This window comes from Streptomyces sp. NPDC096046, assembly GCF_040303285.1.
Lineage (GTDB): Bacteria > Actinomycetota > Actinomycetes > Streptomycetales > Streptomycetaceae > Streptomyces.
In genome coordinates this window covers 215,718-239,650 of record NZ_JBEOSZ010000001.1, presented here as the reverse complement: position 1 = coordinate 239,650, position 23,933 = coordinate 215,718, and the positions used below count along the sequence as shown (strand labels likewise).

Annotated in this window: 21 protein-coding genes, 2 tRNA genes and 2 pseudogenes; 12 read left to right on the top strand and 13 right to left on the bottom strand. The window is 69.2% G+C overall.

The features are described 5' to 3' along the window. Positions 1 to 100 precede the first annotated feature (100 nt). Positions 101 to 649, bottom strand: coding sequence for a helix-turn-helix domain-containing protein (locus ABTX62_RS01140; protein ID WP_283972196.1), 549 nt, complete (start codon positions 647 to 649; stop codon positions 101 to 103). A gap of 181 nt (positions 650 to 830) precedes the next feature. Between ABTX62_RS01140 and ABTX62_RS01135 the strand changes: the two genes are divergently transcribed. After that, a tRNA-Ala gene (locus ABTX62_RS01135) sits at positions 831 to 903 on the top strand. 155 nt (positions 904 to 1,058) lie between these two features. On the opposite strand, the gene ABTX62_RS01130 is transcribed toward ABTX62_RS01135, so the two are convergent. After that, positions 1,059 to 1,760, bottom strand: a complete 702-nt coding sequence (locus ABTX62_RS01130) for a DUF5324 family protein (protein WP_352114222.1) — start codon at positions 1,758 to 1,760, stop codon at positions 1,059 to 1,061. 338 nt (positions 1,761 to 2,098) lie between these two features. On the opposite strand from ABTX62_RS01130, the gene ABTX62_RS01125 reads away from it, so the two are divergent. Beyond that, a complete protein-coding gene (locus tag ABTX62_RS01125) occupies positions 2,099 to 2,626 on the top strand; it encodes a peptidylprolyl isomerase (protein WP_352114221.1) in 528 nt (175 codons plus the stop codon). 88 nt (positions 2,627 to 2,714) lie between these two features. After that, positions 2,715 to 3,605 (top strand): rhomboid family intramembrane serine protease, encoded by an 891-nt coding sequence (locus ABTX62_RS01120; RefSeq protein ID WP_352114220.1) that lies wholly within the window; start codon positions 2,715 to 2,717, stop codon positions 3,603 to 3,605. A 254-nt stretch (positions 3,606 to 3,859) separates the two neighbouring features. On the opposite strand, the gene crgA is transcribed toward ABTX62_RS01120, so the two are convergent. Then, positions 3,860 to 4,114, bottom strand: a complete 255-nt coding sequence (crgA, locus tag ABTX62_RS01115; protein WP_352114219.1) for a cell division protein CrgA — start codon at positions 4,112 to 4,114, stop codon at positions 3,860 to 3,862. Positions 4,115 to 4,252: 138 nt separating this feature from the next. On the opposite strand from crgA, the gene ABTX62_RS01110 reads away from it, so the two are divergent. The 6 genes from ABTX62_RS01110 to ABTX62_RS01085 are packed head-to-tail and all read left to right on the top strand — an operon-like array spanning position 4,253 to position 8,541. Next, positions 4,253 to 5,032, top strand: a complete 780-nt coding sequence (locus ABTX62_RS01110) for a DUF881 domain-containing protein (protein WP_352114218.1) — start codon at positions 4,253 to 4,255, stop codon at positions 5,030 to 5,032. Between the two features lie 22 nt (positions 5,033 to 5,054). Beyond that, positions 5,055 to 5,732: a class E sortase gene (locus ABTX62_RS01105; protein WP_352114217.1), complete on the top strand. Its 678-nt coding sequence runs from the start codon at positions 5,055 to 5,057 to the stop codon at positions 5,730 to 5,732. Positions 5,733 to 5,749: 17 nt separating this feature from the next. After that, the gene (locus tag ABTX62_RS01100; protein WP_175430195.1) at positions 5,750 to 5,947 is read left to right on the top strand and encodes a hypothetical protein; all 198 of its coding nucleotides are present in this window, start codon (positions 5,750 to 5,752) and stop codon (positions 5,945 to 5,947) included. Further along, complete coding sequence (locus ABTX62_RS01095; protein ID WP_352114216.1) at positions 5,944 to 6,582, top strand: aminodeoxychorismate/anthranilate synthase component II; 639 nt, start codon at positions 5,944 to 5,946, stop codon at positions 6,580 to 6,582. The genes ABTX62_RS01100 and ABTX62_RS01095 overlap by 4 nt, the downstream gene beginning before the upstream one ends. Beyond that, positions 6,579 to 7,778, top strand: coding sequence for a class E sortase (locus tag ABTX62_RS01090; RefSeq protein ID WP_352114215.1), 1,200 nt, complete (start codon positions 6,579 to 6,581; stop codon positions 7,776 to 7,778). Before ABTX62_RS01095 ends, ABTX62_RS01090 begins: the two co-directional genes overlap by 4 nt. 13 nt (positions 7,779 to 7,791) lie before the next feature. Beyond that, the gene (locus tag ABTX62_RS01085; protein ID WP_352114214.1) at positions 7,792 to 8,541 is read left to right on the top strand and encodes a class E sortase; all 750 of its coding nucleotides are present in this window, start codon (positions 7,792 to 7,794) and stop codon (positions 8,539 to 8,541) included. Between the two features lie 211 nt (positions 8,542 to 8,752). Here the strand turns inward: ABTX62_RS01085 and pknB are convergent, their stop codons facing one another. The 6 genes from pknB to ABTX62_RS01055 form a co-directional block, all read right to left on the bottom strand. Next, positions 8,753 to 10,777, bottom strand: a complete 2,025-nt coding sequence (gene pknB, locus ABTX62_RS01080; protein WP_352114213.1) for a Stk1 family PASTA domain-containing Ser/Thr kinase — start codon at positions 10,775 to 10,777, stop codon at positions 8,753 to 8,755. A gap of 168 nt (positions 10,778 to 10,945) precedes the next feature. Next, positions 10,946 to 12,424 (bottom strand): peptidoglycan D,D-transpeptidase FtsI family protein, encoded by a 1,479-nt coding sequence (locus tag ABTX62_RS01075; RefSeq protein ID WP_352114212.1) that lies wholly within the window; start codon positions 12,422 to 12,424, stop codon positions 10,946 to 10,948. Continuing rightward, on the bottom strand, positions 12,421 to 13,878 hold the full coding sequence (locus ABTX62_RS01070) for an FtsW/RodA/SpoVE family cell cycle protein (protein ID WP_352114211.1): 1,458 nt from the start codon (positions 13,876 to 13,878) through the stop codon (positions 12,421 to 12,423). Before ABTX62_RS01070 ends, ABTX62_RS01075 begins: the two co-directional genes overlap by 4 nt. 22 nt (positions 13,879 to 13,900) lie before the next feature. Beyond that, positions 13,901 to 15,454: a Stp1/IreP family PP2C-type Ser/Thr phosphatase gene (locus ABTX62_RS01065; RefSeq protein WP_352114210.1), complete on the bottom strand. Its 1,554-nt coding sequence runs from the start codon at positions 15,452 to 15,454 to the stop codon at positions 13,901 to 13,903. A 140-nt stretch (positions 15,455 to 15,594) separates the two neighbouring features. Then, positions 15,595 to 16,104, bottom strand: coding sequence for an FHA domain-containing protein FhaB/FipA (locus ABTX62_RS01060; protein ID WP_283968366.1), 510 nt, complete (start codon positions 16,102 to 16,104; stop codon positions 15,595 to 15,597). A gap of 10 nt (positions 16,105 to 16,114) precedes the next feature. After that, positions 16,115 to 16,978: an FHA domain-containing protein gene (locus ABTX62_RS01055; protein ID WP_352114209.1), complete on the bottom strand. Its 864-nt coding sequence runs from the start codon at positions 16,976 to 16,978 to the stop codon at positions 16,115 to 16,117. A 471-nt stretch (positions 16,979 to 17,449) separates the two neighbouring features. Between ABTX62_RS01055 and ABTX62_RS01050 the strand changes: the two genes are divergently transcribed. After that, positions 17,450 to 17,536 (top strand) — tRNA-Leu (locus tag ABTX62_RS01050). 273 nt (positions 17,537 to 17,809) lie between these two features. On the opposite strand, the pseudogene ABTX62_RS01045 reads toward ABTX62_RS01050, so the two are convergent. Beyond that, a pseudogene (locus ABTX62_RS01045) lies at positions 17,810 to 18,098 on the bottom strand (flotillin family protein); the annotation flags it as partial. A 74-nt stretch (positions 18,099 to 18,172) separates the two neighbouring features. After that, a pseudogene (locus ABTX62_RS01040) lies at positions 18,173 to 18,427 on the bottom strand (hypothetical protein); the annotation flags it as partial. Between the two features lie 359 nt (positions 18,428 to 18,786). Here ABTX62_RS01040 and ABTX62_RS01035 point away from each other — a divergent pair. After that, the gene (locus ABTX62_RS01035) at positions 18,787 to 20,739 is read left to right on the top strand and encodes an NAD-binding protein (RefSeq protein WP_352114208.1); all 1,953 of its coding nucleotides are present in this window, start codon (positions 18,787 to 18,789) and stop codon (positions 20,737 to 20,739) included. A 155-nt stretch (positions 20,740 to 20,894) separates the two neighbouring features. Here ABTX62_RS01035 and ABTX62_RS01030 read toward each other — a convergent pair whose 3' ends face one another. Both ABTX62_RS01030 and ABTX62_RS01025 read right to left on the bottom strand, forming a co-directional pair. After that, positions 20,895 to 21,260, bottom strand: coding sequence for a hypothetical protein (locus tag ABTX62_RS01030; RefSeq protein ID WP_352114207.1), 366 nt, complete (start codon positions 21,258 to 21,260; stop codon positions 20,895 to 20,897). Positions 21,261 to 21,294: 34 nt separating this feature from the next. Then, complete coding sequence (locus tag ABTX62_RS01025; RefSeq protein ID WP_352114206.1) at positions 21,295 to 21,801, bottom strand: hypothetical protein; 507 nt, start codon at positions 21,799 to 21,801, stop codon at positions 21,295 to 21,297. Between the two features lie 469 nt (positions 21,802 to 22,270). Here ABTX62_RS01025 and ABTX62_RS01020 point away from each other — a divergent pair, with 469 nt between their 5' ends. Further along, on the top strand, positions 22,271 to 23,851 hold the full coding sequence (locus tag ABTX62_RS01020; RefSeq protein ID WP_352114205.1) for an alpha/beta hydrolase: 1,581 nt from the start codon (positions 22,271 to 22,273) through the stop codon (positions 23,849 to 23,851). Positions 23,852 to 23,933: the final 82 nt, after the last annotated feature.

The following is a 23,933-nucleotide window of genomic DNA, read 5'->3' as shown; positions in this document are numbered from 1 at the left end:
TGCGGCGCACGCCCCCTCGTGCCCGCCCGTACCGTGACGCGTCCCCCGTCACCTCACCCGCAGCCCGCTGCCGAACCCCCTTCGGCGGCCGGGCCGGGGATCAGCTCTGGTGGGACTGGTAGTGCGTGACCGCGTCCGAGGTGCGGCCGGCCCCGTAGACCCGGAGGAACTCTGCCAGCTCCGGATGGGTCGGGGCGAGGGTGTCGGCGGCGTCGATGATGTCACCCGCGGCCGCGACCGACCGCAGCAGCGACTGGATCTCGCGCACGACGCGCTTGACCGTGGGCGCCCCCGAACTGCTGGTGGTCTGTGTGGTGTTGCTGAGCACCGAGCCCCCTTGTGACTTCTTGATCTCCTCCATGCGCTCGGTGGCCTCGGCCGCGCTCACGCTGCCGTCCGCGACCTGCCCCGCCAGGTCCTGGAGCTGCTGCACCCGCTGCACCACGGCCGGGTTGCCGATCTTCGCCCGCTGACCGCTCATCAGCTGCGACAGCATCGGAGCGGACAGTCCCAGAACCCCCGCGAGACGAGCCTGGTTGAGACCAAGATCGTCGATGAGCCTACGGAAGAGCGCCCCCAACGGCTCCCCGTACCAGTTCCGCTGCAGTTCCCGCGCTCTTGCGGTCGCTTCCTGCTGTGCGGCGTCCATTGCGTCTCCCCATCGCTTCCCCATGTACGGCGGTTCGCGGTAGCGAACCACGCCGAGCATCTTACGGAGAGTGGTCGGCGACGGGGACCCCCAATCTTTTTGCGGAACCACGGGGGTGACCCGGTACTCTGGTCTCCGACGCCCGGAGGGACGCGCTTCCTCCGGTGGGATGTCACCTTCCGGGGCCTTAGCTCAGTTGGTAGAGCGCTGTCTTTGCATGGCAGATGTCAGGGGTTCGACTCCCCTAGGCTCCACTCCGGAAATGCCCCCCGAGCTGCGGAAACGCAGCCTCGGGGGGCATGGTGCGTTTCCGGGCGGATCCCGGTGACGCGTGTTTCACGTGAAACAGCACGGCGGGGCGGGAGACCCTCAAGTCTCCCGCCCCGCCGTGCTGTTGAATCCGGCGCCCTCAGGAACGGTCGTCGCGCTGCGCGGCCTCGTCCTCGGCCTGCTTCGCCTCGACCTCAGGATCCAGCACCGACTGGCCCGTACCGTCCACGGAGGACAGGTGCCCCGACTCGGGGACCTCCGTAGCGGCCGGCGGCTCCACCAGCCAGTCCGGGTTGGCCTGCTTGTCCCACCACTTCCACGCGGCGAAGGCACCGCCCGCCACGGCACCCAGGATCACCAGCGTCTTCATGGCTTTGCCGGCCCTGGCCCGCCTCTCGTGCTTGCGGACCAGCTTCTGGATCTCCTTCGACGAGACCTGACCGCGCAGTGCGGCCATGGCGGCCACACTCCGGGCTGCGGCCTCGGTCGTGACAGGCACGGCCGCGGCCACCGCCTGCTCGATCCTCGGCCTGGAGTACTCCGCCGCCTGACGGGCAGCCTTGCGGGTGCGTTCGGCGGCTTCCTGGGCGGCCTGGTCGACCTTCGGTGGCACATGCGTGCGGGCCTGCTCCAGATACGGCTGCACAAGCGTGCCGTACTGGACGCGCGCCTGCCCTGCGGCCTGCGTCACCTTGGGCGCTAGCCGTACGCGTGCCTCGTGTGCGTAGTGCGCGGCCCTGTCCTTGGCCGTGTCGGCGTAGGGCGCCACCACTTCCGCGGCGTGCAGCACGCTGTCCTTCGCCGAACCAGTCGCGGCGCGCACGCTGTCGATGCGGGTCACGGGTTCCTCCTCCTCGGTGGCGTACGGTATTTCGACTTTCCACCCTTTTACGGATCATGCCTCCCGGTGCACGACCAGGCATGCGCGGACGGGCATCCGGGTCACGCGAACCGGCATCCAGCGCCGATCACGTGCAATAGCGGGCGAAATAGGGGGCAACGGGAGCTTGTCGTCGACAATGCCACGGATCCCCGCCGCGCGCCCCCGACCCGGGACTACTCGACCGGTTTTCTGCGAAGCCGGTCGAGGGTTTCCCCCCGCCGCGCCGAGCTCGGGCGACGCCGGGGCCGGTCCGTGCGAGGATCAAGGGGTCACGGAAAGACAACGGAAGGCAGATCGTGGCTGAGCAGCTCTATGCCACCCTGAAGACCAATCACGGCGACATCGAAGTCCGGCTTCTGCCGAACCACGCGCCCAAGACGGTCAAGAACTTCGTCGAGCTCGCCCAGGGCGAGCGGGAGTGGACCCACCCGGAGACGGGTCAGAAGTCCACCGACAAGCTCTACGACGGCACGGTCTTCCACCGGGTGATCAGTGGCTTCATGATCCAGGGCGGCGACCCGCTGGGCAACGGCACCGGTGGCCCCGGCTACCAGTTCGAAGACGAGTTCCACCCGGACCTGCGCTTCGACAAGCCCTACCTGCTGGCGATGGCCAACGCCGGCCCGGGCACCAACGGCTCGCAGTTCTTCATCACCGTCTCCCCGACCGCGTGGCTGAACCGCAAGCACACCATCTTCGGTGAGATCACCGACGCGGCCAGCCAGAAGATCGTGGACACCATCGCCACGATCCAGACGAACCCCCGCACCGACCGACCGCTCAACGACGTGGTCATCGAGTCGGTCGTCGTCGAGACCCGCTGAGCGCGAAGGCTCCCGCAGGGAACCAATCGCCCCGCTCATCCGTAAGGATGGGCGGGGCGGGCTTTTCTCACACGACCTAGGGGAGACCATGGACGACCAGGCTGCGGGCAGCCCGCAGGACGCCCACAGCGTCCCCATGTGCTACCGCCACCCGGACCGCGAGACCGGGATCCGCTGCACCCGCTGCGAGCGCCCGATCTGCCCCGAGTGCATGGTCAACGCCTCCGTCGGCTTCCAGTGCCCCGAGTGCGTCCGCACCGGCTCGGGCACGGGGCACTCGCCCACAGCCGCAGTGCCCCGGACGATCGCGGGCGGTTCCATCGCCGCCGACCCCCGGCTGCTGACCAAGATCCTCCTCGGGATCAACCTGGTCGTGTTCATCGCCGTCCAGGTCCACGAGGCACTGCTGGGGGATCTCGTCCTCCTGGGCGCCTGGCCGCCCGCGCCCTTCACGCCCACCCAGGGCGTGGCGGGAGGCGAGTGGTACCGCATGGTGACGTCGATGTTCACGCACCAGGAGATCTGGCACATCGCGTTCAACATGCTGAGCCTGTGGTGGCTCGGGGGCCCGCTCGAAGCCGCACTCGGCCGCGTCCGCTACCTCGCGCTCTACTTCATCTCCGGACTCGCGGGCAGTGCCCTGGCCTATCTGCTGGCCTCTCCGAACACGGCCACGCTGGGCGCCTCCGGAGCGATCTTCGGCCTCTTCGGTGCCACCGCCGTGCTGATGCGCCGGCTCGACTACGACATGCGGCCGATCATCGCACTGCTGGTGATCAACCTGATCTTCACCTTCAGCCCGGGCTTCAACATCTCGTGGCAGGCCCACATCGGCGGCCTCGTCGCCGGTGTCGTCCTGGGATACGCCATGGTCCACGCCCCGCGGGAGCGGCGCGCACTGGTCCAGTACGGCACCTGCGCCCTGGTCCTGGGAGTGGTCGTTCTGGTGACCGTTCTGAGGACCGCGCAGCTCGTCTGAGCAGGCGTTGTCCACAGCGGGTGCCGGATCTTGTGCACGCTGTGCGGGAACACATGTGCCCCCTGTCGCTGACCCGCGTTTTCGCAGGTCAGACAGGGGGCGAACAGGTTTTCGAGTGCCAGTAGTTCCGTCATACCGGCGTCAACGTTCCGCGAGTTATCCACAGATCGTCTTTCTTTTCCCCATGTGGAAAACCGCTGTGGATAACTCAGCGAACAGCCCTGGGCAGAGCTGCGTTCACCTTCCGGTGACCGCTACTTCCACTGGGTCGAGACGCCGAATCCGGCGGCGATGAAGCCGAAGCCGACCACGATGTTCCAGTTGCCCAGAGAGTCGATGGGCAGCGAGCCGTCGGTGACGTAGAAGACGACGATCCAGGCCAGGCCGATGAGGAACATGGCCAGCATGACGGGCGCGACCCAGCCGCGATTGCTCAGCTTGATGGCGGTCGTCTGCTTGGCGGCCGGCGGCGTGTAGTCGGCCTTCTTGCGGATACGTGACTTCGGCACGAGGGTCTCTCCTGTCGATGCGCTGCGTGGCCGCGCAGGTAACTGGGTCGGTCTGGGGCAGCGTAAGGGGACTCCGATGGCTCCCCCGGGCGTCCGTTAGCGTAGTGCTTCCGCCGCGCCGAAGGAGATAAGGGTACGTTGAGCAATTCTGCCGACTTCCCCGGGACGGGATCCACCCCTGGGCGCGCGCGCCGTTTCCGGCCGGTGCGAGTCCTCACGGCGGCCGTCTTCGCTCTCGCGGGTCTCATCTTCTTCACCAGCTTCGACACCGCCAAGGGCACCAACATCCGCACCGACTCCTCGCTGCTGAAGTTGTCCGACCTCATCCACGAGCGCAGCCGTGAGAACGGCGAGCTGGACGAGACCAACGGCACCCTGCGCAAGGACATAGAGGCGCTCGCCGAGCGCGACGACGGCAGCACCAAGGCGGAGGACGACAAGCTCTCCGCCCTGGAGAAACGGGCGGGCACGCACGAGCTCAGGGGCGACTCGCTCTCGGTCACCCTCAACGACGCGCCGCCGGACGCCACCGCCAAGCTCCCCGGCTACCCCGAGCCGCAGCCCGACTACCTGGTCATCCACCAGCAGGACCTCCAGGCCGTGGTGAACGCGCTGTGGCAGGGCGGGGCCAAGGGCATCAAGGTCATGGACCAGCGACTGATCTCCACCAGTGCCGTGCGCTGCGTGGGCAACACCCTGATCCTGCAGGGCCGTGTCTACTCACCGCCGTACAGGATCACTGCGGTGGGTGACCCGGACAGGCTGCAGAAGGCGCTCGCGGCCTCCCCGGCGATCCAGAACTACATGGTCTACGTCAACGTCTACGGGCTCGGCTGGAAAGTCGAGGAGAACGGCCCGGTGACTCTGCCCGGCTACTCGGGCACAGTGGATCTGCACTACGCGAAGCCCGTGGAGTAGAGGCGAGGCCGGGGAGCCGCCGGTGCGCGTGATCATCAGGACCGTCAGCGAACTCTGCATCACCGCCGGCAGTGTGATCGTGCTGTTCGTCGTCTACGTGCTCTTCTGGACCGGTGTGCGGGCCGACGGCGTCATGGACGACCAGATCGAGCTGCTCCGCAAGGAGTGGTCGAAGCCCCGGACGCCGGTCGGCGACGTCCCGGCGGGCCCTCCCGAGCCGGCGCCGTACGCCGAGGGCAGGCCCTTCGCGATCATGTACATCCCGCGGCTCGGTTTCACGTGGAACAAGCCCGTGCTCGAAGGCACCGCCGTCGGGACCCTGAAGAAGGGACTGGGCCACTACGCCGAGACCGCCCGGCTCGGGCAGAAGGGGAACTTCGCGGTCGCCGGTCACCGCCGCACCCATGGCGACCCCTTCAAGGACTTCCCCCAGCTCAGGCGCGGTGACGCGGTGGTGCTGACCGACGGCACGACCTGGTTCACGTATCGAATCGACAAAGGCCCGTACAAAACAGTGCCCTCGAACATCGAGGTGATCGACCCTGTCCCACGTACATCCGGGTACACGCGTCCGGGACGGTATCTGACGCTGACCACGTGCGAACCGGAATGGGGGCACAGCCATCGGCTGATCGTCTGGGCGCACCTGGACTCCACCCAGCCCGTGGAGGCCGGGAAACCAGCGGCGCTGCGCCGTTAGTCTGGTGGCTGTACGGCGTGGGTCTGGTGCCGTGGTACGACGGAAGGGACGGCATGTACGGCTGGATCTGGCGGCATCTGCCGGGGAACACGTGGGTGAGGGCAGTGATCTCACTCGTCCTGGTCGTGGCCGTGGTCTACGTCCTCTTCCAGTACGTCTTCCCGTGGGCGGAGCCGCTGCTGCCCTTCAACGATGTGACGGTGGACAACCAGTGAGCGCGCGCATTCTCGTCGTCGACAACTACGACAGCTTCGTCTTCAACCTGGTCCAGTACCTGTATCAGCTGGGCGCCGAGTGTGAGGTCCTGCGCAACGACGAGGTGTCGACGGCGCACGCCCAGGACGGCTTCGACGGCGTTCTGCTCTCCCCGGGCCCCGGCACGCCGGAGCAGGCCGGGGTGTGCGTCGACATGGTCCGGCACTGTGCCGACACGGGTGTCCCGGTCTTCGGTGTCTGTCTCGGCATGCAGTCGATGCAGGTGGCGTACGGCGGTGTGGTGGACCGCGCGCCCGAGCTGCTGCACGGCAAGACCTCGCTGGTCGAGCACGGCGGTGGGGGCGTCTTCTCGGGCCTGCCCTCTCCCTTCACGGCGACGCGCTACCACTCGCTGGCCGCCGAGCCGGCGACGGTCCCCGCCGAGCTGGAGGTCACGGCCCGTACGCACGACGGCATCGTGATGGGACTGAGGCACCGCGAACTGCCGGTCGAGGGTGTGCAGTTCCACCCCGAGTCGGTGCTGACCGAACACGGGCACCGGATGCTGGCCAACTGGCTGGTGGAGTGCGGCGACCAGGGCGCGGTGGCGAGGTCGGCCGGGCTCGCCCCGGTGGTGGGCAGGGCCACGGCGTGACCGCGCTGCGCCCCGAGCGCGAGTCCGACACCTCGTACGGGCAGCAGTCGTACGGGGTGCCGGGGGCGTTCGAGGAGTGGCCGGGCGCAGGGGCGTACGGCGCGACCCCGCAGCCGCAGCCGTATCCGGCGGGGCCGGGCGGGCAGCCGCAGCCGGGTCCGCCGCAGCCGGAGCCTTACGCGGCGTACGAGCCCGCTTCGGACGAGCGGTATCTGCCGCCGGTCGACGAGGAGACGGTGGCGCTGCGGATACCGGATCCCCCGCCGGGGAGCGGCGCCGCCCCAGCCGGCTCTGCGGCTTCCTCGGCCTCCCGGCAGGACGGATCCGCCCCGGAAGGCCGCGCGGCCCGTAGAAAGGCCGCCAAACGCCGTCACGGGCGTCGTGGCGGCGCCTCGGACGCCCCGCCGGACGCCCACTACGCCAGCGGCACCGGCAGCGACACCCACGGCGACTCCGGCACGGGGAGCCGGTCATCGGCGCCGCTGTCGCGGGTGGAGGCGCGGCGCCAGGCGCGGGCGCGCAAGCCGGGCGCCGCGGTCGTCGCGAGCCGGGCGATAGGAGAGGTCTTCATCACCGCCGGTGTGCTGATGCTGCTGTTCGTCACCTACCAGCTGTGGTGGACGAACGTGCGGGCGCATGCCCAGGCCGGCCAGGAGGCCAGCAGCCTCCAGAACGACTGGGCGAGCGGCAAGCGCAGCCCGGGAGCCTTCGAGCCGGGCCAGGGTTTCGCGATCCTGCACATCCCCAAACTGGACGTGGTGGTCCCGATCGCCGAGGGCACCAACAGCAAGGGCGTGCTGGACCGGGGCATGGTCGGCCACTACGCCGAGGGCGCGCTGAAGACGGCGATGCCCGGGGACAAGACCGGTAACTTCGGGCTCGCGGGCCACCGCAACACCCACGGAGAACCGTTCCGTTACATCAACAAGCTCGCTCCGGGCGATCCGATCGTCGTGGAGACGCAGGACGAGTACTTCGTCTACAAGATGGCGTCGATCCTGCCGGTGACGCCGCCGAGCAACACGAGCGTCCTGAATCCCGTGCCCACGGGATCCGGATTCACCAAGCCCGGCCGCTACATCACGCTGACCACGTGCACGCCGGAGTTCACCAGCAAGTACCGGATGATCGTCTGGGGCAAGATGGTCGAGGAACGGCCGCGCAGCAAGGGCAAGCCGGATGCGCTCGTCAGTTAAGGGCAGATGACCAGTGGCAGCGACCACCGACACGGACCACGAGAAACACACCGGCGGGGCGTCCCGGCCGCCTGCGGCGCGCCGCGGGCCCGGCCCGATCGCCATGGCGGTCAGCTTCTGCGGGGAACTCCTCATCACGGCGGGGCTGGTCCTCGGCCTGTTCGTCGTCTACTCGCTGTGGTGGACGAACGTGATCGCCGACCGCGCGGCCGGCAAGCAGGCCGACAAGGTCCGTGACGGCTGGGCCCACGACCGCGGCGGCCCCGGAGCGCTGGACACCAAGAACGGCATCGGTTTCCTGCACGTGCCCGCGATGAGCAAGGGCGAGGTCCTGGTCGAGAAGGGCACGTCGAACAAGATCCTCAACGACGGTGTCGCCGGCTACTACACCGATCCCGTCAAGGCGACCCTGCCGATGTCGGGCAAGGACGGCAACTTCTCCCTCGCCGCCCACCGGGACGGCCACGGCGCCGCGTTCCACAACATCGACAAGATCGAGAAGGGCGACCCGATCGTCTTCGAGACGAAGGACAAGTGGTACGTCTACAAGACCTACGCCATCCTTCCCGAGACCTCGAAGTACAACGTCAAGGTCCTCTCGCCGGTGCCGAAGGAGTCCGGCAGGAAGAAGCCCGGCCGCTACATCACGCTGACGACCTGCACGCCGGTGTACACCAGCACGTACCGGTACATCGTGTGGGGCGAGCTGGAGCGAGTGGAGAAGGTGGACGCGGACCGGACGCCGCCGAAGGAACTGGGCTGACCCGGCGGGCGATTCGCCCGGCGCTCGGCTGAACCGAAAAGGGGGGCCTCCCGAGGGACACTCGGGAGGCCCCCCTTCGCGGTTCGCGCTACCGGTCACCCGACGGAGACGGCGGGAAGCGAGCGTGGTGGCGGTCACGCCCTCCCGACGCGGACAGCAGGGCGCCCCGGCACTCTCGGAGTGCCGGGGCGCCCTGCGTCACGAAGCGCGGTCAGTCGTCCTCGCCGCGGCCGATGGCCCCTCCGAAGATGCCGCCACCGCCGTTGTCACCGCCACCGCCGTTGTTGTTGCCGCCGCCGCCCTGGGTGGTCAGGGTGATGGCCTGGCCGCCCGGGTTGTCGACCTCGGTACCCGGCTGCGGATCCTGCTGGACGACCACGGCGTTGTCGTCCTGCGAGCCGGCCACCTGGAGGTTGGTGAACCCGTTCTGCTGCAGGATCTGCTTGGCCTGGGCCAGCGTCCGCAGCCGGACCTCCGGCACCTTCACCTTCTGCTGCTGCTTCGCCTTGCCGACGACGATCTGCACCGACGAGTTCTTGTCGACCTGCTGATTGGCCGACGGCGTGGTGGAGATGACCTTGCCCACCTGGTTGGGGTCGTCGGTCTCCTGCTCGGAGCACTGACCGGTCAGGTCGTTGTCCTCGAGCTGGGACTTCGCCGCGTCACAGGTCTGGCCGATGACGTCCGGCACGGTGGCCTTCTCCTCGGCCTTGGCGACGGTCAGGGTGATCGTCGAACCCTTCTCCACCTCTTCGCCCGTGGTCGGGTCCTGATCGAGCACGGTGCCCGGTGCCTCGGGAGACGTCCGGGTCTTCGTCTCGATCTTGAACTCGTACTTGTCGCCCGCCAGCTTTTCCTTCGCCTCGTCGACACTCAGGCCGGTGACGCTGGGAACCGTCACCTTCGGCGCGCCCGTCGACACCACGACCTCGATGGTGGAGTACCTCTTGACCTCGGTCTTGAAGTCCGGGTTCTGCTCGCAGATGTTGCCCTTGCGCTGGCTCTCGCAGGGCTTCTCCGTGGTGCTCAGCTTCAGGTCGCTGTTCTCGGCCAGCCGTTTGGCGTCATCCAGCGTCTGGCCGACGAGATTGGGGACGGTGGCCGGGTCGTCGGCCGCGCTGTCGCCGCTGAACGCCCACCGGCCGATCAGGATGGCCCCGACCAGGACGAGGATGCCCGCGACCACCAGCAGGATCGTGGAGGTGCTGGACTTGCGCTGCTGCCCGCGGCGCCGGTCGGGGCGGTCGTCGTAGCCGTAGCCGCCGTCGTCCGGGTTCATCGGGGGCAGCATGGACGTGGCGCCGGCGCCGGAGTCCGAGCGCAGGGCCGTCGTCGGCTGGTCGTCGGGGTAGCCGCCGTAACCCGCCGCGCCCATCGCGGCTGTGGCGGCGACCGGCTGGCCGTCGAGGCAGGCCTCGATGTCGGCGCGCATCTCGTCGGCCGACTGGTAGCGGTAGTCCGGGTCCTTGACGAGGGCCTTCAGCACGATCGCGTCCGTCTCGGGCGTGATCTCGGGGTCGAAGACGCTCGGCGCCTGCGGCTCCTCGCGGACGTGCTGGTAGGCCACGGCCACCGGGGAGTCGCCGACGAACGGCGGACGCACGGTCAGCAGTTCGTAGAGCAGACAGCCGGTGGAGTACAGGTCGGACCGGGCGTCGACCTGCTCGCCCTTCGCCTGCTCCGGCGAGAGGTACTGGGCGGTGCCGATGACCGCGGAGGTCTGCGTCATCGTCATGCCGGAGTCACCCATGGCGCGGGCGATGCCGAAGTCCATGACCTTGACCTGGCCGTTGCGCGTCAGCATGACGTTCGCCGGCTTGATGTCGCGGTGGACGATCCCGGCGCGGTGGGAGTACTCCAGGGCCTGGAGGATGCCGATGGTCATCTCCATGGACCGCTCCGGCAGCAGCTTGCGGCCGGAGTGCAGCAGTTCCCGCAGGGTCGAGCCGTCCACGTACTCCATGACGATGTACGGGATCGACACGTTGTCGATGTAGTCCTCGCCCGTGTCGTAGACCGCGACGATCGCGGGATGGTTGAGCGAGGCGGCCGACTGGGCCTCCCGGCGGAACCGGGCCTGGAAGGAAGGGTCGCGCGCGAGATCCGCGCGCAGCGTCTTCACCGCCACGGTGCGTCCGAGGCGGGTGTCATGCGCGAGGTAGACCTCCGCCATGCCACCACGCCCGAGCACCTGGCCCAGTTCGTACCGGCCGCCGAGGCGACGCGGCTCTTCCATAGCTACCTACCAGCCCTCTCCGTCGGTCCCGACCGGCACGCTTGTACGGTCGAGGCTGCCGTCCGGGCCTACCGTACCCGGCTCGCTTTGTGTGACCTGGCCAAGCCCGTCAGCCGATACAGGACCGGTATCGCAACGTGCACCGATGTGAAGCAGACGTGAGCGGGGTCACTTCTTGCTGTCGATGACCGCCTCCATCACGCTCCTCGCGATCGGCGCCGCGAGACCGCCGCCGGAGATGTCGTCACGGACGGCGTTGTCGTCCTCGACGACGACCGCCACCGCGACCGGCGAGCTGTCGTCGGCGTCCTTGGCGTAGGAGATGAACCACGCGTAGGGGTTCTCGCTGTTGTCCACACCGTGCTGGGCCGTACCGGTCTTGCCGCCCACCTTGACACCCTCGATCCTGGCGTTGGACCCGGTGCCCTTGTCGACGACCGTCTCCATCATCGACTGCAGGATCTGCGCGTTCTCCGCCGACAGCGGCCGGCTCAGCTCCTCGGGGTCGGTCTTCTCGATCGGGTCGACACCGGACGACTGGAGCTCGTCGACCATGTACGGCTTCATCAGCTTGCCGTCGTTGGCGACGGCCGAGGCGACCATGGCCATCTGCAGCGGGGTCGCGGCGGTGTTGAACTGGCCGATGGAGGACAGTGCCGTCTGCGAGGGGTTCATGTTGTCGGAGAACACCGAGGCGTTGGCCCGGACCGGCGTGAACTGCTCTTCGCCGAAGCCGAACTCCTCGGCCTCCTTCAGCATCTTCTCGTTGCCGAGGTCGGCGCCGATCTTGCCGAAGACGGTGTTGCAGGAGTACTGCAGGGCCACGCGCAGCGTCGCGTTCTTGCAGGGGATGTTGCCCTCGTTGGGCAGCTTGGTGGTGGTGCCGGTCATGACCCAGGGGTCCGGCGAGTCGGTCTTCTCGTCGGCGCTCGAGTAGAGCCCGTCCTCCAGGGCCGCGGCCGCGGTGACCACCTTGAAGGTGGAGCCGGGCGGGTAGGTCTCGCGCAGCGCCCGGTTGAGCATCGGGTCGTTCGGGTTGTTCTTCTTCTGCAGCTTCTGCCAGGCCTCGGTGTCCGTCGTCGTGGAGTTGCCGGCGAAGGACGACGGGTCGTACGACGGGTAGGAGGCCAGGGCCAGGATCTTGCCCGTGGACGGCTCCAGGGCGACGACGGCGCCCTTGCCGCCCTGCTTCTTCAGCCCGTTGTAGGCGGCCTTCTGCGCGTCGGCGTTCAGCGTCGTGACGACGTTGCCGCCCTGCTGCTTCTCGCCGGTGAGCATGTCCAGGGTGTTGCGGAAGAACAGCCGGTCGTCGTTGCCGGTGAGGATGCCGTCCTCGATGGACTCCAGCTGGGTCGCGCCGAAGGCCTGGGAGGCGTAGCCGGTGACCGGCGCCCACATGGGGCCGTTCTTGTAGGTCCGCTTGAACTTGTAGTCGCTGCCCGGCGTCTCGGCGGAGCCGGTGATCGGCTTTCCGCCGACGATGATGTCGCCGCGCGGGGAGGCGTAGCGCTCGATGGTGACGCGACGGTTGTTCTTGTCGGTCCTGAGCTCGTCGGCCATGACGTACTGGATCCAGTTGTCGCGGATCAGCAGGGCCAGGACCAGCAGGCCGCAGAAGATCGCGATCCGGCGCAGGGGCTTGTTCATGACGGGCGGACCACCTGGGTCATCTCGGCGTCGGGGTTGGCGGCGGGAGCGGGGGCCGGGCGGCGGGCCGTGTCGCTGATTCTCAGCAGGATGCCGATCAGGGCCCAGTTGGCGATCACGGAGGAACCGCCGTAGGCCACGAACGGCAGCGTCATACCGGTCAGCGGGATGAGGCCCATGACACCGCCGGCCACGACGAAGACCTGGAGGCCGAAGGCGCCGGACAGGCCGATGGCCAGCAGCTTGCCGAACGGGTCGCGGGCCGCGAGCGCGGTGCGCACACCGCGCTCGATGATCAGGCCGTAGAGCAGCAGGATCGCCATGACGCCGGCGAGGCCCAGCTCCTCGCCGAAGGTGGCGAGGATGAAGTCGGAGTTGGCGGCGAAGCCGATGAGGTCGGAGTTCCCCTGCCCGAGGCCGGTACCGAGGGTGCCGCCGGAACCGAAGGCCCACAGGGCCTGCATGGCCTGCTCGGAGTGGACGACGCCGTCCTGGACGCCGGCCCGGCTGAGCTCGAACTCACGCATGGGATCGAGCCAGGCCTGCACACGCGTCTGGATGTGCGGCTCGAAACTCGCCACGCCGACGGCGCCGACCGCGGACATCAGCAGACCGAAGACGATCCAGCTGGTTCGCTCGGTGGCGACGTACAGCATGATGACGAACATCCCGAAGAACAGCAGGGATGTACCGAGGTCGGTCTCGAAGACCAGGATGAGGATCGACATCACCCAGACGACGAGGATCGGTCCGAGGTCGCGGCCGCGCGGCAGGTACAGGCCCATGAAGCGACGGCTGGCCAGGGCCAGGGCGTCCCTCTTGACCATGAGGTAGCCGGCGAAGAACACCGCGAGGGCGATCTTCGCGAACTCGCCGGGCTGGAGGGTGCCGAGGCCGGGGATCTTGATCCAGATCTTGGCGCCGTAGGTCGGGGCGCTGAGGCCGGGGATCAGCGGCATCACGAGCAGGAGCAGGGCCGCGGCCATGGAGATGTAGGTGTAGCGCTGGAGGACCCGGTGGTCCTTGAGGAAGATCAGCACCACCACCAGCAGGGCGACGCCCATCGCCGAGTACAGCAGCTGGCGCGGTGCCGCTTCGACGAAGGTTCTGCTCGCCTGGAGCTTCTCCGACTGGTCCAGCCGCCAGATGGCCACCAGACCGAGCCCGTTCAGCAGGGTGGCCAGCGGCAGCATCAGGGGGTCGGCGTACGGCGCGAACTTCCGGACGACGAGATGGCCGACACCCGCGAGCAGCCCGAGCCCGAGTCCGTAGCTCAGCAGGCCCGGAGGCACCGAGTCGTGCAGGGCCAGGCCGACGTTGGCGTAGGCGAACACCGGGATGACTACGGCGAACAACAGCAGCGCGAGCTCGGTGTTGCGCCGGCTCGGCGCGCCGATGGCGCCGATCGTGGACGTGTGGTGCGTCGGCGAGTGCGACGTATTCGTACCGCTCATCGTGTGACAGGGCCTCTCACGGCTACTGCTTACCGCACAGCGAGACGACCTTCTGCTCTTCCTCCGAGAGGCTGGGGCCGGGGCTGGGAGTGGGTGCGGTCGTGGTCGGGGGCGTGGACTTCTCCGGCGCCGAGGGTGAACCCGACGGGTTGGACGGGTTCGGCGTCGGTGTGGCCTTGGACGTGAAGGAGGCGGGAGTGGTTCCCGTGGTGCCCCCGGCCTCGCCTTCGCCGGTCTTGGAGTTGTTCTGGCTCTCGGCTTCGCGCCGCTGCGCCTGCTTCTTGCACGCGGAGGCCTGCACCGACAGTTCCTGGATCTTCGCCTGGGCGTCCTTCAGACCGCCCTCGGGGATCGTCGCCTCGACCAGCTTCCGCTGGTAGGGCGGCAGGTACTTGAGTTCGATCTCGGGGTGGTCCTTCTCGACCTTCGAGAGCGAGACCCAGGCCAGGTCCTGGCTGATGCCCCGGTACAGCGCGACGTGCTCGTCCTCGGCGCCGACGTAGTACTGGGTCTGCGTCCAGCGGTATCCGCCGTACAGACCGCCGCCGATGACGGCCAGCGCGAGGACGATGTAGAGGGATCTCTTCAGCCACCGGCCCTTCTTGCGGGGCTTGGCGAAGTCGTCGTCGCCGTAGTCGAAGCCGCCCGCCGGGATGTAGCCCGTGGTGTCGCCGGAGCCGGGCGGGCCGAACTCGCCGCCCCCGCCCTGGCCGCGCCCCTGACGGCCGAGCCCGGAGGCGCGGCCGGCGGGGGTCTGCATGATGCCGTTGTCGTGCAGCTGGTGCTGGTTCTCCGCGACGGCGCCGACCACCACCGGGGTGTCGGACAGCTGACCCGCGAGGGTGTCGCCGGTGTCCAGGTCGAGGACGTCGGCGATGATGACCGTGATGTTGTCCGGGCCGCCGCCGCGCAGCGCCAGCTGGATCAGGTTCTGGACGGTCTCCTGGGGGCCCTGGTAGCTGGCGAGGGTGTCCTCCAGGGTCTGGTGGGACACCACGCCCGACAGGCCGTCGGAGCAGATCAGGTAGCGGTCGCCGGCGCGGACCTCGCGGATGGACAGGTCGGGCTCGACGTGGTCGCCGGATCCGAGGGCGCGCATCAGCAGCGAGCGCTGCGGGTGCGTGGTGGCCTCCTCCTCGGTGATGCGGCCCTCGTCGACCAGGCGCTGCACCCAGGTGTGGTCCTGGGTGATCTGCGTGAGGACGCCGTCGCGGAGCAGGTAGGCGCGCGAGTCGCCGACGTGGACCAGGCCGAGGCGCTGGCCCGTCCACAGCAGGGCGGTGAGGGTGGTCCCCATGCCCTCCAGCTGGGGGTCGTCCTCGACCATCGAGCGCAACTGGTCGTTGGCGCGCTGCACCGCCGTGCCGAGCGAGGTGAGGAGGTCGGAGCCGGGGACGTCGTCGTCGAGCGCGACGATGGTGGAGATGGCCTCGGAGGAGGCGACCTCACCGGCCGCGGCGCCGCCCATGCCGTCGGCGATGGCGAGCAGGCGCGGGCCGGCGTATCCGGAGTCCTCGTTGCCCTCCCGGATCATGCCCTTGTGCGATCCGGCCGCGAAGCGCAGTGACAGACTCATGCGCACCTCGCCTGTCGGCTCCGGGTACAGCCGGTCGTGTCGAGCCACACTGCCCACCCTCCGGTCGGGAGCGCGCCGGGGGCCGGGGTGAGGCCCGCCGCTGCGTGCTCGCTCCGCTCGCGCCTATCCATGATGTAGCACTACTTCCGCAGCTCGATGACGGTCTTGCCGATGCGGATCGGCGCGCCCAGCGCAATCGGTGTGGGAGTCGTCAGCCGGGACCGGTCCAGGTACGTGCCGTTGGTGGACCCGAGGTCCTCGACGATCCACTGGCCGTCGCGGTCCGGGTAGATCCTGGCATGGCGGCTGGAGGCGTAGTCGTCGTCCAGCACGATCGTCGAGTCGTGCGCCCGGCCCAGGGTGATGGTCTGGCCCTGGAGCGCGACCGTGGTGCCCGTGAGGGTGCCCTCGGTCACGACCAGCTTGGTGGGGGCGTTACGGCCGCGCCGGCCGCCGGTGGGCTGCTGGCGCTGGGGTGGCGGCGCCTGGCGGGCGGCCTGCTGCTGCCGGCCTGCCTCGCGGCGCGATCCGCGCTGGGTGACGCGCGTACCGAACAGATCGCTGCGGATGACCTGCACGGCCACGATCACGAACAGCCACAGTACGGCCAGGAAACCCAGCCGCATGACCGTGAGGGTCAGCTCTGACATTGCCCCCGCTTCACCCTTCGGCTTGCCGGTAAATGATGGTGGTGCTGCCCACGACGATCCGCGAGCCGTCGCGGAGCGTAGCGCGGGTGGTGTGCTGCCCGTCCACCACGATGCCGTTGGTGGATCCGAGATCCTGGATCGTCGAGGGCGTTCCGGTCCGGATCTCGCAGTGCCGGCGGGAGACGCCGGGGTCGTCGATCCGCACGTCGGCGTCGGTGCTGCGGCCCAGCACCAGCGTGGCGCGGGAGATCTGATGGCGGGTGCCGTTGATCTCGATCCAGTGGCGGGTGCGTCCGCCGGCGGCCGGGGCGGCCGGGGCGGCCGGGGGCCGCTGGGCGCTCGAGGCGGGCGGGTAGCCGTACCCGCCGGGGCGGCCGCCGGGGGGCGGCGAGGCAGGCATGGGCGGGGCGCCGCCGGGCGCGGCGGACGGCGGGTAGCCGTAGCCGCCGGGGCGTCCGCCCGGCGCGGCGCCGCCCCCCGGGCCGCCCTGCTGGCTGCTGGAGGAGGCGAGCGTACGGCTGCGCACCCGGTACAGGCCGGTGTCGAGGTCGTCCGCCTTCTCCAGGTGCACCTTGATCGGGCCCATGAAGGTGTAGCGCTGCTGCTTGGCGTAGTCGCGGACCATGCCGGCCAGCTCGTCGCCGAGCTGGCCCGAGTAGGGGCTGAGCCGCTCGAAGTCCGGGGTGCTCAGCTCGACGATGAAGTCGTTGGGAACGACCGTCCGGTCGCGGTTCCAGATGGTGGCGTTGTTGTCGCACTCACGCTGGAGAGCTCCAGCGATCTCCACGGGCTGGACCTCGGACTTGAACACCTTGGCGAAGGTGCCGTTGACCAGACCTTCGAGACGCTGCTCGAACTTCTTCAGGACTCCCATGGGGCACCTCCTCCGTCGCTGCCGTCCTGTGTACTGCCCTGCGGGCCACTTGCCTGGTACTGCTTACTGATCGTATCCACGCGCCGCTCGATCGGCTGGTTCCCCCTGTCAGCTCCGCCGACGGGTGTCGACGCAGGACGAAGTTCCCTGTGGAGCTCGTCTTCGAACTCCTCCGGTGGTTCTGCTGCGCGTGACCGCCTCGCGTATGCCTGACATGGATCGTAGAGGCGGTCGTGGACCAGTGTCCCGCACCCGACTGTGGACCCGGGCCCCCTCCTGCGGAGACGGCGGGTACCGGTACGAGGTTGATACGTGGACCGGTACGCCTGATACGTGGCGGGGACATCGAAGGTTCCGCCGGGGGTCTGCCTGCGGGGACAAGGGATGTGAACCCACCCCTTCCAGCGTGCTAATGTTCTGGGTGTCGGAAGGCGCCCGCCCCAAGGGGCAGACGCCCAGGACACACCCAATGCGCGGGTGGCGGAATAGGCAGACGCGCTGGATTCAGGTTCCAGTGCCCGCAAGGGCGTGGGGGTTCAACTCCCCCCTCGCGCACCACGGAGCACCGACGAAAGTGCTCTGGTTGCACCGACGGAACGGGCGGCATCGCGATGGCGATGCCGCCCGCTTCTGTTGTGCGGTGTGATGTCCGTCTCTGGGCCTGGGCCTGGGTCGTCGGTGGTCGCCTCCGTGTTCGTGTGTGGATCTTGCTTGAGCAGCTCTCGGGATGTGCGCTCTGTGAGGAAGGTCTCAGCGCTGGGTGATGTGGCCCTCGGGGGTCCATGTTCGGTCAGCCGCGCCTGCTCGGCGACCCTGCGAGGGCGACGCCCCCAGGTCGGCCTTCACGCCCCGCAGGGTGACCGCGCCGCGCACCGCGAGGGGGACGTGCCGCGAGCAGAGGTCGAGGATGCGCCTCCACTGCACGAACGGCACGACGAACACGCCGCCGCCGACCACGGCCTTCCGGCCGCTGTGGACCGTGGGCACCCGCCCGGTCTCCGGATGGGTGCCTTCTTGCCGCGCCGCCCGGTGACGATGAACGCCTCGCTGGGACCGGCGACCTCGCACCGGCTGACGACGACCGGCGCGAGCAGTCGAGGAGGCCGAAGACTCCTCCCACCGCGATGGCGACGGAGCTCGTGGCGTGTCCCCTCAGCCCTAGGCGGACCGGCCGGTGAGGACACGGGCCGGCACCCCGCTCACCGCGGCCCTCACCGCGGCCCTCACCGCGGCCCTCACCGGGGCCGGTCCGGCGGTCCCCATGACGATCGCTTCTGGGAAACCGAGCATGGACGAGAACCCGGCGATCACCGGCAGGGGCAGCAGCCCGTCGAGCCGGCCGTCCACCACGGTCACTCCGTCGAGCGGTCCCTCGAGGACGCCGTCAAGGGAAAACGACAGGACAAGGAGGATGACCCCCGCTGTGCCGAGCCCCAGAAACCAGGCCATCCGCGCACACCGCCCTCCTTGCCCTCCCCCCGTTGCCGCAGGCATCGTCACACGCGGGCAACGGGTGAGGCATTGCCTGATTCCGGCAATCTTCACGCGGCTGCAGTGCCGCACCCCGAACAGTCGGACGGTCGGCGGGCGAAGCTGCGCCCGATGCCCTGTGACACCACGTCAGGAACCTGTACCGTTCCCAGCGGTGTGCCGGGAAATCCGATCGGCGATCTTGGCGGAAGAAGCCGGAGAAGCGTCGCCGAACGGGGGCCCGACGTGGTGCTCATGACGGTCTTCGGAGTGGTCCTTGGTGCGGTACACGCCCCTGCGCGGCTTCTCCTCCGCCTGATCGGGAGGTGCCGTACGGCATGATCACGTTCCCTCAGCCCGCGTCCGGCGTGCCGCAGTCGGGCCACATGATCGTGTGCGGGGACGACGCGCTCGCGGAGCGGCTGGCCGCCGAAGTCGCCACGGTGTACCGGGAGCGGGTCACTCTGGTCGTACCGCCCTCGCGGCGGTCCGGCGTCACCACCGGAAGGGCACGCGCCGCCGCGCTGCTCGGCCGGATACAGGCCGCCATGAACCGCACGGAGGACTCGGCCGATTCCGGTGCGACCGGCACAACCCGCATCGTCGAGACCCCCGTACTCGACGAAGCAGCCCTGGCCGAGGTAGGCGTGCGTGAGGCCGCCGCGCTGGCGCTCGTGCATGACGACGACGAGACCAACATCCGCGCCGCGCTGGCCGCCCGCCGTCTCAACCCCCGGCTGCGCCTGGTCATCCGTCTCTACAACCGCAAGCTCGGACAGCACCTGGAGGAACTCCTCGACCAGGCCGCCACCCTCGCCGTCCCCGGCCTGGACCCCGAGGCCCTGGACACCTCCACCACCGTCCTGTCGGACGCCGACACCGCGGCACCCGCACTCGCGGCCACCGCCGTCGCGGGCACCAGCAAGGTCGTCCAGGCCGACGGCCTGCTCCTGCGTGCCGTGGAACGCACTCCACCCGGTCACGGCCGGGTCGCCGATCCAGGCCTGTGTACCCTGGCGCTGCTGTCGTCGACCACCAACGACCCGGCCGGAGCGGAGGGTTCGGACGCCAGCGGCCGGGAGGCGCCGATCCTCCTCCCGGACGACGACACGGTCGCGGGCGCCACCGGGCGCGGCACGGTGGTCCTCGAAACTGTCACGCACACAGCTTCCGGTCCCGCACCTCGACGGCTGGCGGGGCGTGGACTGCCGCTGGGCTCGCTGTTCTCGCGCCGGCTGCGCTGGTCACTGGCCGGGCTCCTGGGCTGCGTCCTGGGGGTGGCCGTCGCGACCTGGCTGACCACCGAGCACCACCCGCTGCACGCCGCCTACCTCACCTTGCTCGACCTGTTCGCGATCGGCGACCCGGCTCTCGACGAGCCCACCGCGCGTCAGGTGCTCCAGCTCCTCGCCGGACTGGCCGGTCTGCTGCTGATGCCCGTTCTGCTCGCGGCCGTGCTGGAGGCGCTGGGCACGTTCCGCACGGCATCCGCGCTGCGCCGGCCGCCCCGTGGCCTGTCCGGCCACGTCGTCCTGGTCGGCCTGGGCAAGGTCGGCACCCGGGTGCTGGCCCGTCTGCGGGAGCTCGACATCCCCGTGGTGTGCGTCGAGGAGGACCCGGAAGCGCGCGGCATCCCGCTCGCCCGCCGACTGCGCGTCCCCACCGTCCTCGGCGACGCCACCCAGGAGGGCGTGCTGGAGGCCGCGAAGATCCACCGCGCGCACTCCCTGCTGGCCCTCACCAGCCACGACACCACCAACCTCGAGTCCGTCCTGTACGCACGGTCCGTCAAACCGGACCTGCGGGTGGCCCTGCGCCTGTACGACGACGCCTTCGCCACCGCTGTCTACCGCACCCTGCGCACCGCCCACCCGCGCGCCCTCACCCGCAGCCGCAGCGTCTCCACTCTCGCTGCCCCCGCCTTCGCCGGGGCCATGATGGGCCGCCAGGTCCTCGGGGCCATACCCGTCGAACGCCGCGTCCTGCTCTTCGCCGCCCTCACTGTCGCCGGGCACCCGCAGTTGGAAGGGCGCACCATCGCCGAGACGTTCCGTCCGGGCAAGTGGCGCGTTCTGGCGCTGGACACGGCGGAACCGGGCGAGCGACTGCCGGACCTCGCCGCCACACCGGCGCACCACGGCGCCGACCGTCCCGGCAAACTCGTATGGGACCTGCACTCCGGCTATGTCCTACGGCCCGAGGACCGCGTGGTACTCGCCGCGACGCGCCACGGCCTGGCCGAACTCCTCGGCCGCCCGTCACGGATGGGGGTGCGAACCACTGACGCCTAGCCTCGCCGTCGCGGCCGGGGTGATGAGGCGTCGTCCAGGGGCAACCACCGGGTGCCGACGCCATTCCGGTGTCCGGACATGGTGGAGACCCGGCGCGGTGGTCGCGTTCTCGCGTCCGCTCCGGCCGGCCGCGCGGCGCAGCGGCCTGGCTCTGTTCACCGCTCGGCAGACCGTCCCAGGCTCTTGATCTTCTCGAACGGGTAGGCCCCCACGATCACCACGGCCAGGCCGTAGAGGGCGAGGACCACGAGTCCCCAGGTGCCGACCGTTCGGCCACCGCCGCTCATGATGACCGTGCCGACCGGCACCAACGGAGCGAAGCTGAGCACCGCGGCCCCGGTGCACCAGAAGGCCACCAGGTCGTTCGCCCGTTTCCTCAGGCCCGGGTCGGACTTCACCTCCGCAGGGACCTCGTACCCGTCGGACCGGTCACAGACCTTGCCGCGGTACCCGGTGCGTGCGGCCAGCGAACTGGCCACGCCCAGCAGGAGGAAACAACCGAAGATGAAGAGGTAGGCCATGGGTGCCCCAGGGTTCGCGCGGTGCCGAGCAACGTCAGCGGATGTACTTGATGATGAAGGCGATCACCATGTTGACGGCCTTGTTCTTCACCCAGCCCGGCAGGAACTTCCAGACGACGCCCCCGATCTCGCCCCCGAGGCAGCCGATGACGGCGTTCCTGACGTAGGTCTTCTTGCCGGATGCCTTGCCCGCCGCGATGTCGCTGAGCACCGAGGTGGGAATGCTGGCCAGCGCCCCCTTCGCGCACCATGCCGCGGCACCGATGGCCGCCGCGGCGATCGGGAAGGCGAAGCCACCGGACCGGCCCATGGCCTTCTCGATCTCGGCCAGCGCCTCCGGGCCCATCTCCTGCTCGATGAACTGGCTTTGCTCTGCGGTCAGTTCAGGGGACTGCGTCGCGGCTGAGGCAGTCCCGGCGCGAACCGTTCCCCGGCTGCCGTCGGCGGCCGTGGCGCTGGGAGCCGCGGTGGCGAGCAGGGCGGCACTGGTGACGGCGGCTATTCCGGCCAGAGAGACGCGGCGTGTGGTGGTCTTACGCATGCTGGATTCCCCATGAGTCGTTCATTCGTCTCCAGGTCACGGAGACGGTTCCGTGGTCTTCACCTCCAGGTCACGGAGGTGATCACGGGCGAGACTCTGACATCCCGAGGGAGGTCCGGCATAAGAGAAGAGGCGTGAAAAGGATCACGACCGCCGACCGGAACGTCCCACTTGAATCAGGCCTCTTGTCGAAGACGCCGGTGGAATCACGACGGGCATCGCAAGCGAGCGAAGAAATTCCTTGAAACGCGAATCATTTGGGATGGTACACGACTCAACTTTATTTCGGCACACCATTTGAGGTGGACGGCAAAGAGCCAGCCTCGGTTGTCCGACTCCAGCACGATCCGCCTCAACTCCCCGTACGTCCAAGGTGGGAGAAACACTGCCCCGTGGAGTGATCAATCGGCATTCCGCGCGCGGCAGGGTGGGTGCGTCCCCTACGCATCGACCCAAGGACCCAACGCGCGTGCGCAACAGTCGAATAGCCCTCTTCCTGGCGGTCAGCGCCGTCACCACGCTGGTCCCCGCGCTGACCCCCGCCACGGCATCCGCGGCGGAGAACCCCCTGCGCCCCTACCTCCAGCAGAAACCGGCCTGGCACCGCTGCGATACGGCGCTGCCCGCCTCCTTTCAGTGCGCCACCATCAAGGTGCCGCTCGACTACGGCAGACCGGGCGCCAAGAAGCTCGACCTCGCGATATCGAGGATGAGGACGAGCAGCAAGAAGGAACGGCGCGGTGTCCTGCTGCTCAACCCGGGTGGCCCGGGCGGGCCGGGCGCCGACATGCCGCCGTACATGGCCGACGAGCTGCCGAAGTCCGTGAAGGACAAGTACGACCTCGTCGGCTTCGACCCGCGGGGCATCGGCCGGAGTTCACCCGTCGGCTGTGGCCTGACGTCCGACGAGCGGAACTGGGAACGGCCTTACAAGGCCGAGACGTTCACCAAGGACGTGAAGTGGGCCCGGACCGTCGCCGAGAAATGCGACAAAAGGCAGGGCGGCAAGCTGCGCCACATCACCACCCGCAACACCGCCCGGGACATGGACGTCATCCGCGCCGTGCTCGGCGAGAAGAAGATCTCCTACCTCGGATACTCCTACGGCACCTACCTCGGTGCCGTCTACACGCAGATGTTCCCCAAGCGCTCCGACCGCTTCGTGCTGGACAGCGCCGTCGACCCGGCCCGGGTCTGGCGCGGGATGATCCAGGTCTGGGCGGAGGGCGCCGAGCCCGCCTTCACCAGATGGGCCGAGTGGACCGCCGCCCGGCATGCCACCTACAAGCTGGGCCGGACTCCCGAGGCGGTCCGCAAGACCTTCTACGGCCTGGTCGCCCAGGCCGACCGCAAGCCGATCGACCTCGACGGCACGCTGTTGACCGGCGACGACATCCGCCACGGCCTGAGGGGCGCGTTCTTCGGCACGCGCGACGCCGCCGAAGTGGTCGCCGAGCTGAGGAAGGCCGCCGCCGGGGCTCCCTCGTCCGCCGACCGGAAGCTCAGGACGTCCGAGCCCGTCCCGCCGTCCTTCGGCCGGACCGTGCCCGAGGACAACGGCGACGCCGGCTTCTGGGCCGTCGTCTGCGCCGACACCCGCGCCTGGCCGCGCGATCCCGAGCAGTACCGCAAGGACGCGATCCGGGACAAGGCCAGGTACCCGCTGTACGGCGACTTCGCCTCCCACATCAAGCCCTGCGCCTTCTGGAAGAAGAGCGGCAGCGAGCCCGCCACCAGGATCGGCAACCAGGCACGCGCGCTGATCCTCCAGAACGAGTGGGACTCCCAGACGCCGCTGACCAGTGGCGAAGGCCTGCGTCGGGCCATGAAGGGCGCCAAGATGGTCACGGTCGCCGGAGGTGTCGGACACGGTATCTACGGCACCAAGTCGTGCGCCGACAAGACGGCCACCACCTACCTGACCACCGGCAAGCTCCCCAGGAAGGACATGACCTGCAAGGCCGTTCCGGCCGCGGACGAACGCAACGCCCCCAACCGGCTGCCGCTCCCGACACCCCCGGGCATCCCGGGGATGGTCAGCCGCTTCTGATCGTCAGGGGCCCCTGGGAGACCGTCCACCTGCACGAGGACACCAGCCGACGCCGGCTTCCACTGTAGGGGGCCCTTCCCTG

Excerpts from the sequence above, each read along its gene's own strand:
- pknB (WP_352114213.1), bottom strand. The coding sequence starts at position 10,777 with ATGGAAGAGCCGCGTCGCCTCGGCGGCCGGTACGAACTGGGCCAGGTG.
- ABTX62_RS01065 (WP_352114210.1), bottom strand. The coding sequence starts at position 15,454 with ATGAGTCTGTCACTGCGCTTCGCGGCCGGATCGCACAAGGGCATGATC.
- ABTX62_RS01055 (WP_352114209.1), bottom strand. The coding sequence starts at position 16,978 with ATGGGAGTCCTGAAGAAGTTCGAGCAGCGTCTCGAAGGTCTGGTCAAC.
- ABTX62_RS01070 (WP_352114211.1), bottom strand. The coding sequence starts at position 13,878 with ATGAGCGGTACGAATACGTCGCACTCGCCGACGCACCACACGTCCACG.
- ABTX62_RS01075 (WP_352114212.1), bottom strand. The coding sequence starts at position 12,424 with ATGAACAAGCCCCTGCGCCGGATCGCGATCTTCTGCGGCCTGCTGGTC.
- ABTX62_RS01140 (WP_283972196.1), bottom strand. The coding sequence starts at position 649 with ATGGACGCCGCACAGCAGGAAGCGACCGCAAGAGCGCGGGAACTGCAG.
- ABTX62_RS01035 (WP_352114208.1), top strand. The coding sequence starts at position 18,787 with ATGATCACGTTCCCTCAGCCCGCGTCCGGCGTGCCGCAGTCGGGCCAC.
- ABTX62_RS01060 (WP_283968366.1), bottom strand. The coding sequence starts at position 16,104 with ATGTCAGAGCTGACCCTCACGGTCATGCGGCTGGGTTTCCTGGCCGTA.
- ABTX62_RS01120 (WP_352114220.1), top strand. The coding sequence starts at position 2,715 with ATGGACGACCAGGCTGCGGGCAGCCCGCAGGACGCCCACAGCGTCCCC.
- ABTX62_RS01030 (WP_352114207.1), bottom strand. The coding sequence starts at position 21,260 with ATGGCCTACCTCTTCATCTTCGGTTGTTTCCTCCTGCTGGGCGTGGCC.
- ABTX62_RS01025 (WP_352114206.1), bottom strand. The coding sequence starts at position 21,801 with ATGCGTAAGACCACCACACGCCGCGTCTCTCTGGCCGGAATAGCCGCC.